This window comes from Caballeronia sp. A2-2 (genome assembly GCF_057612605.2).
Genome location: NZ_CM172587.1, coordinates 2,408,650 through 2,422,591, shown reverse-complemented (window position 1 = coordinate 2,422,591; position 13,942 = coordinate 2,408,650). Strand labels below are relative to the sequence as shown.

At 62.3% G+C, this 13,942-nt stretch carries 18 protein-coding genes; 9 read left to right on the top strand and 9 right to left on the bottom strand.

Going from position 1 to position 13,942, the window contains the following annotated elements; all coding sequences use genetic code 11:
• Positions 1–408: 408 nt before the first annotated feature.
• Both ACZCWR_RS11555 and ACZCWR_RS11550 read right to left on the bottom strand, forming a co-directional pair.
• Positions 409–1,320, bottom strand: a complete 912-nt coding sequence (locus ACZCWR_RS11555) for a YihY/virulence factor BrkB family protein (RefSeq protein ID WP_487300898.1) — start codon at positions 1,318–1,320, stop codon at positions 409–411.
• A gap of 95 nt (positions 1,321–1,415) precedes the next feature.
• A complete protein-coding gene (locus tag ACZCWR_RS11550; protein WP_487300897.1) occupies positions 1,416–1,637 on the bottom strand; it encodes a hypothetical protein in 222 nt (73 codons plus the stop codon).
• A gap of 200 nt (positions 1,638–1,837) precedes the next feature.
• On the opposite strand from ACZCWR_RS11550, the gene ACZCWR_RS11545 reads away from it, so the two are divergent.
• Positions 1,838–3,316 carry an NCS1 family nucleobase:cation symporter-1 gene (locus ACZCWR_RS11545; protein WP_487300896.1) on the top strand — a complete coding sequence of 493 codons (1,479 nt, stop codon included), beginning with the start codon at positions 1,838–1,840 and terminating at the stop codon, positions 3,314–3,316.
• Positions 3,317–3,331: 15 nt separating this feature from the next.
• Here ACZCWR_RS11545 and ACZCWR_RS11540 read toward each other — a convergent pair whose 3' ends face one another.
• Positions 3,332–3,664 (bottom strand): hypothetical protein, encoded by a 333-nt coding sequence (locus ACZCWR_RS11540; protein WP_487300895.1) that lies wholly within the window; start codon positions 3,662–3,664, stop codon positions 3,332–3,334.
• A gap of 302 nt (positions 3,665–3,966) precedes the next feature.
• Here ACZCWR_RS11540 and ACZCWR_RS11535 point away from each other — a divergent pair, with 302 nt between their 5' ends.
• Positions 3,967–5,343, top strand: coding sequence for a glycosyltransferase family protein (locus tag ACZCWR_RS11535; protein WP_487300894.1), 1,377 nt, complete (start codon positions 3,967–3,969; stop codon positions 5,341–5,343).
• Between the two features lie 7 nt (positions 5,344–5,350).
• On the opposite strand, the gene ACZCWR_RS11530 is transcribed toward ACZCWR_RS11535, so the two are convergent.
• Positions 5,351–5,785 (bottom strand): diacylglycerol kinase, encoded by a 435-nt coding sequence (locus ACZCWR_RS11530; RefSeq protein ID WP_487300893.1) that lies wholly within the window; start codon positions 5,783–5,785, stop codon positions 5,351–5,353.
• A gap of 259 nt (positions 5,786–6,044) precedes the next feature.
• On the opposite strand from ACZCWR_RS11530, the gene tehA reads away from it, so the two are divergent.
• On the top strand, positions 6,045–7,043 hold the full coding sequence (tehA, locus tag ACZCWR_RS11525; protein WP_487300892.1) for a dicarboxylate transporter/tellurite-resistance protein TehA: 999 nt from the start codon (positions 6,045–6,047) through the stop codon (positions 7,041–7,043).
• A gap of 59 nt (positions 7,044–7,102) precedes the next feature.
• Here tehA and ACZCWR_RS11520 read toward each other — a convergent pair whose 3' ends face one another.
• A complete protein-coding gene (locus tag ACZCWR_RS11520; protein WP_487300891.1) occupies positions 7,103–8,020 on the bottom strand; it encodes a LysR family transcriptional regulator in 918 nt (305 codons plus the stop codon).
• 209 nt (positions 8,021–8,229) lie between these two features.
• Here ACZCWR_RS11520 and ACZCWR_RS11515 point away from each other — a divergent pair, with 209 nt between their 5' ends.
• The 3 genes from ACZCWR_RS11515 to ACZCWR_RS11505 are packed head-to-tail and all read left to right on the top strand — an operon-like array spanning position 8,230 to position 9,441.
• Positions 8,230–8,580, top strand: coding sequence for a hypothetical protein (locus tag ACZCWR_RS11515; protein ID WP_487300890.1), 351 nt, complete (start codon positions 8,230–8,232; stop codon positions 8,578–8,580).
• Between the two features lie 24 nt (positions 8,581–8,604).
• Positions 8,605–8,856: a hypothetical protein gene (locus ACZCWR_RS11510; protein WP_487300889.1), complete on the top strand. Its 252-nt coding sequence runs from the start codon at positions 8,605–8,607 to the stop codon at positions 8,854–8,856.
• A gap of 51 nt (positions 8,857–8,907) precedes the next feature.
• Positions 8,908–9,441, top strand: a complete 534-nt coding sequence (locus tag ACZCWR_RS11505) for a cupin domain-containing protein (protein WP_487300888.1) — start codon at positions 8,908–8,910, stop codon at positions 9,439–9,441.
• 1 nt (position 9,442) lies between these two features.
• Here the strand turns inward: ACZCWR_RS11505 and ACZCWR_RS11500 are convergent, their stop codons facing one another.
• Positions 9,443–10,369, bottom strand: coding sequence for a DMT family transporter (locus ACZCWR_RS11500; protein WP_487300887.1), 927 nt, complete (start codon positions 10,367–10,369; stop codon positions 9,443–9,445).
• A 317-nt stretch (positions 10,370–10,686) separates the two neighbouring features.
• On the opposite strand from ACZCWR_RS11500, the gene ACZCWR_RS11495 reads away from it, so the two are divergent.
• Positions 10,687–11,121, top strand: coding sequence for an ElaB/YgaM/YqjD family protein (locus tag ACZCWR_RS11495; RefSeq protein WP_487300886.1), 435 nt, complete (start codon positions 10,687–10,689; stop codon positions 11,119–11,121).
• Positions 11,122–11,200: 79 nt separating this feature from the next.
• Entirely contained in the window at positions 11,201–11,668 is a 468-nt protein-coding gene (locus ACZCWR_RS11490) for a response regulator (protein ID WP_487300885.1), read from the top strand.
• Positions 11,669–11,701: 33 nt separating this feature from the next.
• Here ACZCWR_RS11490 and ACZCWR_RS11485 read toward each other — a convergent pair whose 3' ends face one another.
• Both ACZCWR_RS11485 and ACZCWR_RS11480 read right to left on the bottom strand, forming a co-directional pair.
• A complete protein-coding gene (locus tag ACZCWR_RS11485; protein WP_487300884.1) occupies positions 11,702–11,962 on the bottom strand; it encodes a DUF1488 family protein in 261 nt (86 codons plus the stop codon).
• A gap of 148 nt (positions 11,963–12,110) precedes the next feature.
• The gene (locus ACZCWR_RS11480) at positions 12,111–12,332 is read right to left on the bottom strand and encodes an FmdB family zinc ribbon protein (RefSeq protein WP_487300883.1); all 222 of its coding nucleotides are present in this window, start codon (positions 12,330–12,332) and stop codon (positions 12,111–12,113) included.
• A 121-nt stretch (positions 12,333–12,453) separates the two neighbouring features.
• Between ACZCWR_RS11480 and ACZCWR_RS11475 the strand changes: the two genes are divergently transcribed.
• Positions 12,454–12,990 carry a DUF4142 domain-containing protein gene (locus tag ACZCWR_RS11475; RefSeq protein ID WP_487300882.1) on the top strand — a complete coding sequence of 179 codons (537 nt, stop codon included), beginning with the start codon at positions 12,454–12,456 and terminating at the stop codon, positions 12,988–12,990.
• 11 nt (positions 12,991–13,001) lie between these two features.
• On the opposite strand, the gene ACZCWR_RS11470 is transcribed toward ACZCWR_RS11475, so the two are convergent.
• The gene (locus ACZCWR_RS11470; RefSeq protein WP_487300881.1) at positions 13,002–13,694 is read right to left on the bottom strand and encodes a carbonic anhydrase; all 693 of its coding nucleotides are present in this window, start codon (positions 13,692–13,694) and stop codon (positions 13,002–13,004) included.
• Positions 13,695–13,942 lie beyond the last annotated feature (248 nt).

Here is a 13,942-nt window from a genome sequence, read left to right as displayed (position 1 = left end):
GGCGCTTGAGAGAAAACGAAGTGTTCCACACGAGGTCCGGCGTGCAGTCCGGGATCGCGACGAAGCCTGATCGCCGCGAGGCCGCATATGAGCGGCGAGCGTGCGGATCGGCCGAGGTAAAACGAATAGTACCGTAGCAGGGATCACGCCAGCACAAGGATGCGGCAGGTATCGGCGCAATTGTCAGACATTCGCACAGGCGGTGCGTGCGCCATCGAACAGACAAAAGCCGAACACGGCCGGCGCTTGCGCCATGCGGAATATTGCATTCAAAACGCATAATTCGAACGCCGCTAGCGGGCAAAACCGAGCGCTCACTCTAGCTTGTCAAACGGCATCGGAACGTGCGTGCGGAATCGGTCTTAGGCAGGGTAGCTTTGACCATTCGGGAATCCAAAGTTGCCGGCTTCACTCAGTCGTGAATTCGGGCGGCGGCGCCTTCGTTTCGACGCCGAAGCGCTCGAACTCCGAGATCACCTGCGCGCCGAACAACAGCAAGGTCGCGAGCGCTTCGAGACTGAACAGCACGACGATCGAGGTCGTCAGCGAACCGTACACCACGCTGACCTGCGAGAGCGTCGCGAAGTACCAGACGAGCACGTGCCGCGTGATTTCCCATAGCACCGCCGCCGTCACGCTGCCAAGCAAGGCGAGCCGGAAGGACGGCCGTCCCACGGGCATCACGAGATAGATCGATGTCAATACGAAAACCTCGCCCGCCACGCCGAGCAAATAAAGCAGCACGCGCGATACCCCGCGCAGCGACACTTCCACGCCGAGCAGGTCGATACTGTTCGAACCCATCGCCTGCAAACCATTCGACACGAACGTGACGATCAGCATGCCAACGCCGAGGAAAAGGATGTAGCAATACGGCAGCAGCGCGGACAGCAAAAAATGCCGACGCCTGACTGCCACGCGATGCACGAAGATGACCGACATCGCGTTCTCGAGCACGGTGAAGGCGAGCGAGCTGAAGAAGATCATGGTAACGAGCAGCAGCCAGCCGATCACCGCGCGATGCGCCAAAAAATTGGCAAGTTCGCGCACGACGGCGCGCGACTGTCCCGGCACGAGCCATTCGAGCAAATGCGCGAGCGTATCGAGCAACTCTTGTTGTCCGACAAAATTCGACAGCGCGATGACGATCAGAATCAGCAGCGGCACGATCGACAACAGCGCGTAATACGCGACTGCTCCCGCCAGCAACAAGCCCTGATTGGCGCGGAACGCTTTGATTGTGCGCATCACGAAACCGAAGGGATCGTGCGCGACGCTTGCGACCTGCGCGCCCAGCGCCGGGCCGAGAATCTTCGACATGGAAACCTCCGCGGCGCAGGGGCTTCGGGAGAGCGTGAATCAGACCTGGCCGGGAAGGGGGCAGCAAGGATCGATCCCGCGTGACTCGGGCGAATCTATTCCGGCAAGCCCGGCTCCATGCGGGCGGCGGCCATGTGCGCGGCTTCCTCGAAGGCGACATCCAAGAGCGTGTCGATTTCATGCGAGGGCAGATCGGCTGCATCGATATAACGCAGACGGCAGAACAAGGCCAGTGCTTCGGCCGCGGCGGCAAATGCGAGTGCCGACGTGTGCTTCGGGGTGTCCTCTGACGGGACATGGTGATTAGTGGTCTTCATCGCGATAGTGCAGTGCGTGGTTTCTTTTCTGATGATGAAAGCCTTAACGGCACGCCCGTGCATGGACTTTAGACGCATCGAAACATCGAACAAACGGGGTAAGCGTGCGCATCTTCGTTCACCTTCCGCGCCGCATGCACTAGTCTGTCCTTATCGGTTCTGCGTTATCGGTTCGCGTCGGATGCCTTCGAGGAGACCTCATGCCCGCTACCCATGTCACGGACCCCGCCTCGCTCGGTGCGAACGCCGATGTTCAGGTCGTCGATGCCGACGAGCGCCTCTACAACCACGACCTCGCACCGGTCCCGCGCTCACGTCGAACCTGGAACGGCTACAGCATCTTCGCGATGTGGATGTCGGATGTACACAGCGTCGGCGGCTATACGTTCGCCGCGAGCCTCTTTCTGCTCGGCATCTCGGGCTGGCAAGTGCTGCTTGCGCTGACCATCGGCATTCTCGTCGTGTATGTGCTGATGAACTGGGTTGGCAAGCCGAGTCTCGTTCACGGCATTCCGTTTCCGGTGATGGCGCGCGTCTCGATGGGCGTGATGGGCGCGAATCTCGCGGCGCTGATACGCGGCGTGGTGGGCATCGTATGGTACGGGGTGCAAACTTATTTCGCGTCCAAGGCCGTGGCGACGCTTCTGCTGCTGTTCGTGCCATCGGTCGCTGCGTGGCGTGAGACGAGCTTTCTGCGGCTCGACATGCTCGGCTGGGTGAGCTTCCTTTTTATGTGGCTCTTGCAGCTCATCATCTTTCAGCGCGGCATGGAGATCATCCGCAAGTTCATCGACTTTTGCGGGCCGGCGGTCTATGTCGTGATGTTCTTTCTGATGGGCTGGATTCTGTATCGCGCGGGTTTGGGCAGCCTCAACATGACGCTCGGCGGCAAGGTGCTTTCAGGCGACGATCAACTTCACGCGATGATCAACGCGATCCTCCTCGTCGTGAGTTACTTTGCTGCGCTGCTGCTGAATTTCGGGGACTTTTCGCGCTTCGCAAAAAGCGAGCGGCAGATGAAGATCGGCAATTTTCTCGGGCTGCCGTTCAACTTCGTGGCCTTTGCCGTTATCACGGTAATCGTCACGGCGGGTAGCGAGAAGGTCTTCGGTCAGATGATCATGGACCCGGTCGAGATCGTCTCGCGCATCGAGAACAAGTTCGCGGTGGCGATCGGCAGCATCACGTTCATCATCGCGACCATGGGCATCAATATCGTCGCGAACTTCGTGTCGCCGGCTTATGACATCGCCAATCTCTTTCCGAAGCATGTGGACTTCAAGAAGGGCGGGCTGATCGCATCGGTACTCGCGGTCGTTGTGTGTCCGTGGATTTTCGTGGATAGCCCGAAGGCCATCACGATCTTCGTGTCGGTGTTCGGCGCCGTGCTCGCGCCGCTCTATGGCGTGATGATGGCCGATTACTATTTGGTCAAACGTCAGCAGGTGAACACCGCCGAACTCTATTCGATGCAGCCCGGCGGACGCTTCTACTACGACGGCGGCTGGAACAAGGTCGGGCTGGCCGCGCTCGTGTTGTCGGGCGTGATCTCGGTCGGCTGGGAACTGTCGACGCAAATGCTCAAACTGCTGCCGCCGAACAATCTGGGCTGGCTGATCGGCGCGGCAGCAGGCGCGGTGTTCTATCTCGTGTTCATGCGCGTGGCCGGCCGGCGATGAAGCGCTTATCCGTTTTCACCTGAGCCACTTGCGCACGTCTTCTTCCCACGCAGGCTGACCGCAGTTCGGCGGGTTCTCCGGCCCGAGCACGGCGATATAGCCCTGTGTCTTCATGCATGCCTCGTAAGCGCGAACCTGCGTGCACTGGCCGGGGCCGGCCTTCGCGGCGCTTGCCTTGCACGTGTCCATGGCGTGATCCATGCCGCTGAAGTTCGCCCCGATGGAGGGATCGTTGACGTCCGGCGGATTCGCGCTCGCCGAAAACTCGACAGGACTCGTACAGGCAGCAAGGCTTGCGGCCAGCATCGCGAGGATGTACGGCACGCGCGGAAGGCGGCGCTTCATCATTGGATTCTCCCTTGGTTTTTTGCATGCAAGATTGTCTTATGCATTTTGCATGCATGTGCGCGCGTTTTTTAAGGTGTCAAAGCCGCGCGATGTGCTGGCAATTATCGGCGTTGTGGTGTGCGCCCGGACGCTCGATGTCGCATTGAAGACGGCAAGTGCGATGCACCTGAAAGGAAGTGAAGTAACGTTCTGAAACAATTTAAGGGTTCATTTAAGAAAAATCGGGGTGCAAATACACCGGCTGATCATGCATAGTTCGCACTCTTACGAATAAAAATGTTGCGCGTAGTTGGCGTGCGCGCGTGGCCAGTGGTGTTTTCGAATATTGTATGCTCGTCGTCAGCCTTCTTTTTCGTGAATCGCAAGGAGCACTTGCCAATCACCGTCGTTACGCACTCGCGCATGGCTACCGCCATCGCGTGATCGATGCGAGCAGCATCTATCGGCTGAATGCCGCGCAATGGCTCTTTAAGTACGAAACGCTGTTGCGCGAACTGAACCGCGCCGAGCCTGGCGAGATCGTGCTTTTGCTAAGCGAGAACGCAGCCATCGTGGAACCGGTAGCGATGGAACACATTCTCGGCGAGCGCGACTGGGTGCTTGCGCGGTTGATGAGCGAGTTTCCTCAGAGCGATGTGCAGCTCTGGCGAAATACGCCCGGCGTGCGGGCCGCGCTCTTGCGTGTCCTGCACACGTGCCGTTTCGGCTCCGAGATTCCGGTTGTGGAAACGGAATTGCTCAACGCGTTCGAAGCCTCGCCACCGGGTCAGACGGTGCGCGTGGACACCGACGATCTATACATCGTGCTGGGCGCGAGCGGCCCGATGTTTCCGGTCTGGCCGCGCGTGCGTGTCTTTGCGATAAGCATCGCTGAAGATCACAAGGATCTGTCCCGTACGTGCGTTCATCCGCGTCTGTGCGAGGCTATCTTCGAGCATCTGGAAGCGGCGCACGGCGATTTCCCTCACGCGTTCGCAGACTACGCACCGCCGGAACCGGCGCAGGCGCCCTACGTGATATACAACCCCGGGCGTCCTATCGCGATCACGACGCTCTACACGCCCAACGCAGCCATCTACGGGCATATGGCCGAGTCGAGCATGCGTGACTACTGCGAACGTCACGGCTACACGCTCCATGTCTGTCGCGACGTGCCGGCGCACCTCTCACAACGTTTGCAGATGCGCGGCAACTGGGCCAAGCCCTGGCTCCTCGGCGATTTGCTCCCGCAACACGAATGGGTCGTGTGGCTGGACGCCGACATACTCATCAACGATCTCGCACGGCCGCTCGAACCGCTTCTCGATGGGCGCGACATCCTGATCGCACGCGATATCGGTTGCTGGTTCTTCAATTCGGGCGTGATGGGTTTTCGAAATACGCCAGCGAATGCCGCCTTGCTCGCGCGTGTCGCCGCGGAGGTCGAATCCTCCGAACACGCGGACACCTTGCGTGAGCGCGGCGGCGATCAGCTTCACTTCAACCGGGTCGTGATGGACGAGACGAAGCTCACCAACGACGACGTCGTCAACTTGCTCGAAATCAACACGCCCTGGGGTTTCCGGACAGCGGAGAGTTTCATCGTGCATTACCACGGCATGGCGCCGCAGATGCGCGCACTTCTGATGCGCCACGATCTCAGGCTGCGGGCCACGGAAGCCGCTTCCCCTCGCGATTAAAGCCAGCTTAAAGCCAGCCGCGCGCGTCGAGCCAATGCCACGCGAGCGGCCCGCCGATCACGCACCACGTCATCACGCCGATGACGATGGCCACGCTCACCGCCGCGCTTCCACAATCCTTGGCGCGTCCCGATAGTTCGTGTTGCTCGAGCGAGATCCGGTCGACGATGGATTCGATGCCCGAGTTGATCAACTCCACCAGCAGCACGAGCAAGACCGAGCCCGCGAGCAGCACGCGCTCGGCGGCATTCACCGGCATGAAAAACGCGATCGGTAGCAGCACGGCGGCGACGCATGCTTCCTGACGAAACGCGCTTTCCTCGCGCCAGGTCGCCGCGATGCCCTTCCAGGAATGACGCAACGCGAACACGCCGCGCAGCAGTCCGCGCCGCTTGACGGCGGGGCTTCGCGCGCTTCGGCTCCGGGATGGATGACGGTCCATGAATTCAACGTGAGTGGTGAATCGCAAATTCGAAGTTTAAGCGCCACCCGCGCGACTCGGCGCCGAGACATCACGGGAATAACGCCTTGCAACCCGAAGTTGTATGAACGCGGCGTCGCACCGGCCGGGCGTCGCGCATTGAGACGATCGAGCGCCCAAACGAGACTGCGCGACATACGCGGCAAACGGCTCGCTCCTAAGCTTCTCTCTAACGACGGCCGGCAAACTCGCCGGACCAGAAAGCTCAAGGAGAAGGGACATGCAAACCAGCAATCTTTCGATGGATCGCGCCAGAAGCGGCCCGATGCCGGTGGCGTTTTTTGGCATCGCAGTCGGTGCGCTGGCGTTGGCGGGCGCATGGCGGGCGGCCGCGAGGGTGTGGGCCGTGCCGCACGACGTGCCGGCTTTGCTGACAGCGGGCGCGCTCGCCGTCTGGGTGGCGCTGTTGATCGCCTACGCGCACAAGTGGCTCGTGCGCCGCGACGACGCACTCGCGGAACTGGCGCATCCGGTGCAATCATCTTTCGTGGCGCTCGTGCCGGTCTCGACGCTGCTTGCCGCGCAGGCCGCGCAGATTTATTCGCGCGAACTGGGCATGGCGTTGTTCGTGATCGGCGTCGTCAGCCAGTTGGCGCTCGGCGCGTATCTTCACGGACGCCTCTGGCAAGGCGGCCGCAAGCCCGAACTGATCACGCCCGCTATCTATCTGCCGACGGTCGCGCCCAGCTTCGTCGCGGGAACGGCCGCGGCGGGCCTTGGCTGGACCCAGCTCGGCGCGATTTTCTTCGGCGTGGGCGTGTTCTCGTGGCTCGCGATCGAGTCGATGGTGCTGCATCGCGCGGCGGTGCATGATCCGCTTCCCGACGCGCTGCGCCCGACGCTCGGCATCCAGCTCGCACCGCCGGTCGTCGGCGGGGTGTCGTATCTCGCGATCACGCACGGCGTGCCCGACCTGTTCGCCTACATGCTGCTCGGCTACGGCCTCTATCAGGCGATGCTGCTCACGCGTCTGCTGCCGTGGATTCGCCAACGCGCTTTCGCGCCGTCTTACTGGGCCTTCAGCTTTGGCGCGGCCGCACTCCCGACGATGGCGATCCGCATGCTCGAACGCGGCGCGCAAGGTCCGGTGCAATGGCTGGCGCTCGGGTTATTCGTGGTGTCGAATGTGGTGATCGGGTGGCTTGCGGTGCAGACCGTTCGGGCGCTGGTGGAAGGCAAGTTACTGCCGATGCTGCCCGCCCAGGCAAAGAGCGTTTGAATTCTTAATGCGTAACGAAAAAAGCAGGGTCCGCTGTGACCCTGGCCTCGTAATCTCCATCAAGCGGTCTCGTTCGCCAGTTCCGCCTCGACGTATTCGCGCAGAAACGCGACCCACGTCCTGATCTTCGCATCGAGATATTGACGCGATGCGTACATGGCGTAGATCGTCATCGTTTGCAGTTCCCACTCCGGCAGCACGCGCACCAGTTCGCCGCTCTTGAGCGAGGGCAAGGCGGAGAGCGTCGGCAGCGGCGCTATCCCTAGTCCGTCCGCGACCGCGACGGCGAGCGCATCGGCGGAATTCACGCGCAGGCGGCCCGCCGGAAGTTCGATCTCGACGCGCCCTTGCGGACCCTCGAAAATCCAGCGATCGACCGGAAAGAACGTCGTGACGAGTTGCAGGCACGAATGCCGGGACAACTCCTCGATCGTGCGCGGCACGCCCGCGCGCGCCAGATAATCGGGCGACGCGCACAGTACGCTCGACATCGAACAGATGCGCGTGGAGACGAGCGCGGAATCGGGCAGCACCGTGGTCGTGATTTGCAGGAACACGTCGTAGCCCTCATCGAGCATGTCGGGCACCTGCTGCGAAAGCGTGAGCTCCACCCGCACCAACGGATGCGCTTCCAGATAACGCGTCAGTGCCGGTACGACGTAATGTTGACCGAACGTCATCGGCGCATGCATGCGCAGCACGCCGCTCGGTGAAACTTGCGCATTGCTGGCTTCGGCCTCGGAAAGATCGACGAGTGCCAGCACATCCTTGCAACGCGCGAGGTAGCGATTGCCGGCATCGGTCAGGGCGACGCGGCGGGTCGTGCGGTTCAGCAGCCGCGTGCGCAGGTGCGTTTCCAGTTCCGTCAGCGCGCGCGATGCCTGCGCGGTGGTGATGTCCAGTTGCTGCGCCGCGACGGTGAAGCTCGATGCCTCGGCCACTCGCACGAAGATTCGCATGGTCCGCAAGAGATCCATCGCCCCGATTCCCTTTTTTTTAGAAGCCGAACTATCCCACGGGCGAGCCGGCGCGCGCAACCGATGTGCATGCCAGTCATCACGGTCACGGGCCGTTACAAGCGGCATCGAGGCATTCACATCTGTTACAGCTGCTGTAACTCAGCACGCAACGGCTGCGGATAACATGGATTCATGGCCGTATCGCGGCTCAAAGCGGGAGTAAAAACATGACGATCAAGGGACTGATAGGCGCGGGGTTCGTGGCAAGTGCGGGGCTGGCTTGTGGCGTCGCCCATGCGGGGGGCGTGGGGATCGGCATTAATCTGGGTGTGCCGGTTTATAGCGCGCCGGTCTATGCGCCGCCGCCTCCGCCGCCGCCCGTGGTGTATGCGCAGCCCGCGCCGGTGTACGCCCAACCCGGCCCGGTCTATGTGCAGCCGGGGCCGGTTTATGCGCAACCGGTGTATTCGCCGCCGGCCATCTTTATCGGCTGGCATGGCAATCAGTATTGGGACGGCCATCGCTATTGGAATCGCCGCGACTATTACGCCTACCACGGCGGTTATCGCCGCTGGTGATGCAACGCGCACGGGGACGCTGTCATGACCATGAAAACATCATCGAACGATAAGCCGTTGGCGAACGGCGCCTTACGTTGGCTTCGCGTGCTGGCTTTGCCTGCCGCGCTTGCGGCGGGACTCAGCGGCTGCATCTACGCACCGCCATACGGATACGCGCCCGCACCTGCGCCAGCTTACGGATATGCCTACGCGCCGGGTTATTACAGCGCGCCAGCCGTGTCCGTCGGGATAGGCGTCGGTGGCGGCTGGGGCGGCGGCTGGCACGGGCGCTAAGCATTTGGAACATGCGTTGCTCCGGCTAACGGAAAACCGGAGAAACGCACCATGTCCCACGAAACATCGACTTTTCAGAAAACCGACGCGCGCTGCGAGTCCTTCATGCTCGCGGCAAACGGCTGGGTGCCCAATAATTCGCGCCTGCCGGTGCTGGTCTGGCATGGCGCGATCGACCCTCGCGAACCCGACACCGCAGGACGATTCGAAGCGCTTTTCGCGCAGAACGGCTGGCCGTCGCAATGGCGGGACGGCATCTTCGACTATCACCACTTTCATTCGACCGCGCACGAGGTGCTTGGCATCGCTTCGGGCGAAGCGGAAGTCATTCTCGGCGGTCCGAAAGGGCGCGTCATTGCCGTGCGCGCCGGGGATGCGCTCGTGCTCCCCGCCGGTACCGGACATTGCCTGATGACGAGCGGACGGCGCTTTCAGGTGGTCGGCGCCTATCCGCCGGGGCAGCAATGGGATATTCGACGCGATGCCCTGAGCGAACCCGAACGCCGCGCCATGGAAGCGCTGCCGTTTCCCGCCAGCGACCCCGTCGCGGGTGAGGACGGACCGCTCGTCGGGCTCTGGCGTTAGATCAGCTTCGCGTCGCGGCGGCGCGCATCCGGCGCGGCATGCGCTTGACGACGCCCGTCGCCAGCGCGGTGCCCGCAAGCACGACCGCGCATGCCGCCATCATGCCCGCCGATACGCGCTCCGATAAAAACAGCGCGCCCCACAGGATGCCGAATATGGGAATCACGAATGTCACCGTGATCGTCCTGGCCGGTCCGACGATCGAGATCAGGTGGAAGAACATCATGTACGCAACGCCCGTGCAGGCGACGCCCAGCCCGAGCACCGCGCCCCACGCGTGCAGCGAGACTGCGCCGGACGGCCAGTAGACGAGCGCGAAGGGCAGCAGCACCACTGTCGCGGCGGTCATCGTGCCGGTGGCGACAGTGAGCGAATCCACGCCCATCAGATGACGCTTCGTGTAGCTCGCCGCGATGCCGTAGCAAAGCGTTGCCGTCAACGCGGCAAGTGCGGCCAGCGCCGTCGTGAGCGGCAAAATGGCGGCGTCATGCGTGAACATCTGATCCCAGACCAGCGCCAGCACGCCCGCGAATCCGATGGCCAGTCCCGCCACGCGCAAACGGGTCAGCCGGTCGTTCAGCCACAGGAACGCGACGAGCGCGCCCCACAGCGGCGTCGTCGCGTTGATGACGGAGGTCACGCCCGCCGAGAGCGTCAGCTCCGCATACGCGAACAGGCAAAACGGCGCCGCCGAGTTCAGGATGCCGACCATCAGCAGCGATTTCGCGTGGGTTCGCATCGTCGAAAAACTGTCGCGCGTCTTGCCGCGCAGGACCAGCACGCCAAGCAAAAACGCCGCGCCGATGCCCACGCGCAAGGTCATCAGCGGCGCGACGCCCAGATCGGTCACGCCGATGCGGATAAATAGAAACGAACCGCCCCACAGCGCGGCGAGGATGAACAATTGAGCGAGATTGACAGGATTCATGGCGGGTTTGGTTCGGGTGATGGTGGCGAAGCCATCGTATCGGCGCGGGGCGGGGCAATGCTTCGGCGCGGCGTGAAGTGATTCATGCACGCCGCCGATGCGGGCGCACGGCCATCGTAGGCGGGCGGGCGCGGCCCAACAAACGAGCATTTCTCACGGGTTTGTGAGAAAAATTGCCAAGCGTTATTTCTCCCCGACGTCACTGGCTGGGTTGCTCGCGGGGCCGATCGGTGCGACGCTTACAGCGTGGACTTCAGTCGTTGAACCGTTGTCGCAGTCCTCAAGAACGATGGGACGACGCGAATCAGGAGAAAGCCATGGACCAGGCAAATGGCAATGAAAGCAGCGCATCAGTGACTTCCATCGATGTCACGCCCGCGTCGGGCAAGCGCGGGGCGGGAGAATCGCTGGCGCCGGGGGCGGTGTATCGGCCGGGGATCGTGCGTCAGCATGTGCACGGCAGCGTGCTCGAAGGCGGCGACAGCCCGGCCGTGCTCGCACAGCCCGCTGCCACGATGGCGCAAGGACTGGGCAGCAGGTTCGATCTCGACCGGCAGGCAGCGGAAGCCGCCCGCGCGGCGCAGGCGGCAAGGGCGGCGCGGCGGGCCATCGCGGAGGCGCGCAACAGTGTGTCGGCACGCTATCGCCGCGTCAGCGACAACACCGACGACTTCGTGCATGACAACCCGTGGAAGGCGATTACGCTTGCGGCCATCGGCGGTTTGATCGTGGGATTGCTCGCGACACGTTAACGGCGCATTTCGGACAGCAGGCCCCGGCTTTGCTCGACAAGTTGGATCGGCGCGGTTTTTCTGGCCGTGCCGAGACGCCATGAACGAGCAAAAATACGAAATCCGAAGTGCTGGTTTTGAAATCTGGACCGTGCGCAAGGCCGATATGGTCCAGCCCCGCCGCGTGCTGCTCGCGCACGCCGAGCGCAGTGTCGGCGACGCTTTCGCGCTGCTGCTTGCCATGCGCGGTTTCGAAGCCGTGCAGATCGGCGATGTCCAGACGGCGTTGCGCTTCACGCTGGAGTGGCGGCCGCAAGTGATGTTCGTGGACACGCGCATCGGCTGCTTGCAAAGCCTGCACGATCACGCGCTCGTGCGCGCGCTGCGCGAACGGGCGCAACTGCTGACGGAAAAGGGCAAGGAAGTGCAGATGGCGATCGCCTTCGCTGAAAACGAAACGAGCGATCCGAGGGAAACGCTTCGCGCGGCAGGCTACGACGGTTTCGTGCGCACGCCGTGTCCTGTGTGGAGGATGTTCGACCTGCTCAAACGCCTGTATGCAGGATGACCGACGGAGCGGACGCGCCGCCCCGCGCCGATGTCACTTGAAATCGTTGGTTTCCAGCTCCACGGATTGCCCGTGATTGCGCGTGAGTGCGCGCCGCGCGGCATCCTCGATCTTCATTCGTCCGCCTTCGAAGGCCGAGAGCAGATCGTGTGAGGACGTGCCGCTGTTGCCGAAGTGATCGTTGAGCGCATCGAGGGAGACGCTGCACCAGACCTCGCGGCCATCGACCGCGGCCTCGAACGCGACTCGCGCTGCTGCCACGACATGACGCCGCCCGCTGAACTCTATCGTCATCCTTATCACCTCCTGTTGATCGTTCGGAACACACGATGCCGGCAGTCCGATGCGTGAAGCGGATACGCCGCTGCATCGCCCTGCCGTTGTGCATGATACGCCGCCCGGGGCGCGCGGGGTGAGCTTGCAATGGATATGCCCGGAACACTCAACGGCAACAGAGACAGCCGCCGCGATGGCTCATGCCGTAGCTGCCGGCATCCTCGGATGCAGCGCCCGCCGTGGACTTGCCGAACGACGGCGCACCGACCGTCACGCGCTCCGCTGCGATGCCGCATTGCGGGCAAACCGCGGGTTCATCGCGCTCGGCGATACGGCGAACTGCTTCGAACGCGCCGCAATCCGCGCATTCGTAATCGTAGACAGGCATGACATTCCCGCTCGCGCAACATTTGAAGGACTTCCAGTGTAACAAGTGGATGCGGCGCATGTCGGCGCGTGGCATCGCCATTGCTGTTTCAGGAGACACGCTTCATCACGGAGACAATCTCATGAAACGCAATTCAGCTATTTTTGCAGCACTTTTGATTGCGACGCCGCTCACGGCGCTCGCACAAACGCAGGCGGCCAGCGCGACGCTGGCGAACGATTTGCCGCCGCAGGACAAGACTTTCGTGCAGGAGGCATCCGCTGCCGGTTCGACAGAAATCGACGCCGCCAAGCTCGCCAGCACGCGCTCGCAGGACAAGGACGTGCGCAGTTTCGCGCATCATATGCTGATCGATCACACGAAGCTGACGATGCAACTCAAGATGGCCGCGCCGTCAGGCGTGACCGTGCCGAAGGACAACTCCGACACATCGGCGATCGATTCGCTCAAGGCGCTGCATGGCAAGGCCTTCGACCAGGCCTATATCCAGAAGCTCGGCGTCTCGGGACACCAGAACGCGGTGAATGTGTTTCAGAAGGAAGCGCAGGATGGCCAGAATGCCAAGCTCAAGGACGCCGCGCAGAAAGCGCTGCCGACCATCGAGGATCATCTGAAGATGGCGCAGGCGCTGGCCGCGAAGAAGGGCGTTCAGGAGTAAGCGCGAAGAAGCTAGCCGCGCTGCATCCGCTCGCGCGCCTGTTCGATGGATTCGAAGCCGCCCGCGTGTTCGTCGAACACGGAAACCTTGCCGTGGCCGATGTCGTAGACCCATCCCTGCACCTGTAGCTGACCGAGCGCAAGCCGGCCGGCCACGGCCGGATGGGTGCGCAAATGCGTGAGTTGCAGGCGGATGTTTTCTTCGACCATCGCCTGCACCACGCGCTCCTGCTCCAACTTCCTCGCCGCGACGACGCTCTTCGCCGCTTCGGCATTGCGCAGCCACGCGTGGACCGTCGGCATTTCCTCGGCGATGGTCGCGCCCGAAGCGAGGCCTTTCATCGCGCCGCAATCCGAGTGACCGCAGATCACGATTTGCCGCACGCTCAACGCGAGCACCGCGAATTCGACCACCGCCGACACGCCGCCCAGCATTTCGCCATAAGCCGGCACGATATTGCCGATGTTGCGGCACACGAACAACTCGCCCGGACGCGTCTGCGTGATCATTTCAGGCGATACGCGCGAGTCCGCGCAGGTGATGAATAGCGTGTGCGGCGCTTGTTGATGCGCGAGACTCTCGAACAATTCCTGACTATCGGGGAACACCTTGCGGCTGAAGTCTTCCGCGCCCTGTAGCAAATACAGGAGATCGGGCGTCTCGGAGCCTGCGCGTGCTTCGCTCATCGATTGTTTATCGGACATGTTGGGTGCCTTTTATTGCGGTTTTGCGTACGGCGGCGCCGTTTCAGACCGAAAGCTTGATTGTTTTTGAGATTGCGCGCAAGTCAGGGCGGGCTTGCGGGCAAGACGCCGATGCACCGTGACGGGGTTTCGGCGCGAGCGTTGCGTGAATGGCGCGCAATTCCGGCGAATACGCGGTTATTTCATCGCGCGCAAGCCTCTATACATAGTTACGAATTGGCCTTCCGGGTTTGTTAGCTTTACCTTTT

What these genes read in the sequence shown, in the direction of transcription:
- ACZCWR_RS11520 (WP_487300891.1), bottom strand. Translation starts at nt 8,020, where the DNA reads ATGGATCTCTTGCGGACCATGCGAATCTTCGTGCGAGTGGCCGAGGCA.
- tehA (WP_487300892.1), top strand. Translation starts at nt 6,045, where the DNA reads ATGCAAACCAGCAATCTTTCGATGGATCGCGCCAGAAGCGGCCCGATG.
- ACZCWR_RS11475 (WP_487300882.1), top strand. Translation starts at nt 12,454, where the DNA reads ATGAAACGCAATTCAGCTATTTTTGCAGCACTTTTGATTGCGACGCCG.
- ACZCWR_RS11480 (WP_487300883.1), bottom strand. Translation starts at nt 12,332, where the DNA reads ATGCCTGTCTACGATTACGAATGCGCGGATTGCGGCGCGTTCGAAGCA.
- ACZCWR_RS11470 (WP_487300881.1), bottom strand. Translation starts at nt 13,694, where the DNA reads ATGTCCGATAAACAATCGATGAGCGAAGCACGCGCAGGCTCCGAGACG.
- ACZCWR_RS11545 (WP_487300896.1), top strand. Translation starts at nt 1,838, where the DNA reads ATGCCCGCTACCCATGTCACGGACCCCGCCTCGCTCGGTGCGAACGCC.
- ACZCWR_RS11495 (WP_487300886.1), top strand. Translation starts at nt 10,687, where the DNA reads ATGGACCAGGCAAATGGCAATGAAAGCAGCGCATCAGTGACTTCCATC.
- ACZCWR_RS11540 (WP_487300895.1), bottom strand. Translation starts at nt 3,664, where the DNA reads ATGATGAAGCGCCGCCTTCCGCGCGTGCCGTACATCCTCGCGATGCTG.
- ACZCWR_RS11515 (WP_487300890.1), top strand. Translation starts at nt 8,230, where the DNA reads ATGACGATCAAGGGACTGATAGGCGCGGGGTTCGTGGCAAGTGCGGGG.
- ACZCWR_RS11555 (WP_487300898.1), bottom strand. Translation starts at nt 1,320, where the DNA reads ATGTCGAAGATTCTCGGCCCGGCGCTGGGCGCGCAGGTCGCAAGCGTC.
- ACZCWR_RS11505 (WP_487300888.1), top strand. Translation starts at nt 8,908, where the DNA reads ATGTCCCACGAAACATCGACTTTTCAGAAAACCGACGCGCGCTGCGAG.
- ACZCWR_RS11490 (WP_487300885.1), top strand. Translation starts at nt 11,201, where the DNA reads ATGAACGAGCAAAAATACGAAATCCGAAGTGCTGGTTTTGAAATCTGG.
- ACZCWR_RS11530 (WP_487300893.1), bottom strand. Translation starts at nt 5,785, where the DNA reads ATGGACCGTCATCCATCCCGGAGCCGAAGCGCGCGAAGCCCCGCCGTC.
- ACZCWR_RS11485 (WP_487300884.1), bottom strand. Translation starts at nt 11,962, where the DNA reads ATGACGATAGAGTTCAGCGGGCGGCGTCATGTCGTGGCAGCAGCGCGA.
- ACZCWR_RS11550 (WP_487300897.1), bottom strand. Translation starts at nt 1,637, where the DNA reads ATGAAGACCACTAATCACCATGTCCCGTCAGAGGACACCCCGAAGCAC.
- ACZCWR_RS11510 (WP_487300889.1), top strand. Translation starts at nt 8,605, where the DNA reads ATGACCATGAAAACATCATCGAACGATAAGCCGTTGGCGAACGGCGCC.
- ACZCWR_RS11500 (WP_487300887.1), bottom strand. Translation starts at nt 10,369, where the DNA reads ATGAATCCTGTCAATCTCGCTCAATTGTTCATCCTCGCCGCGCTGTGG.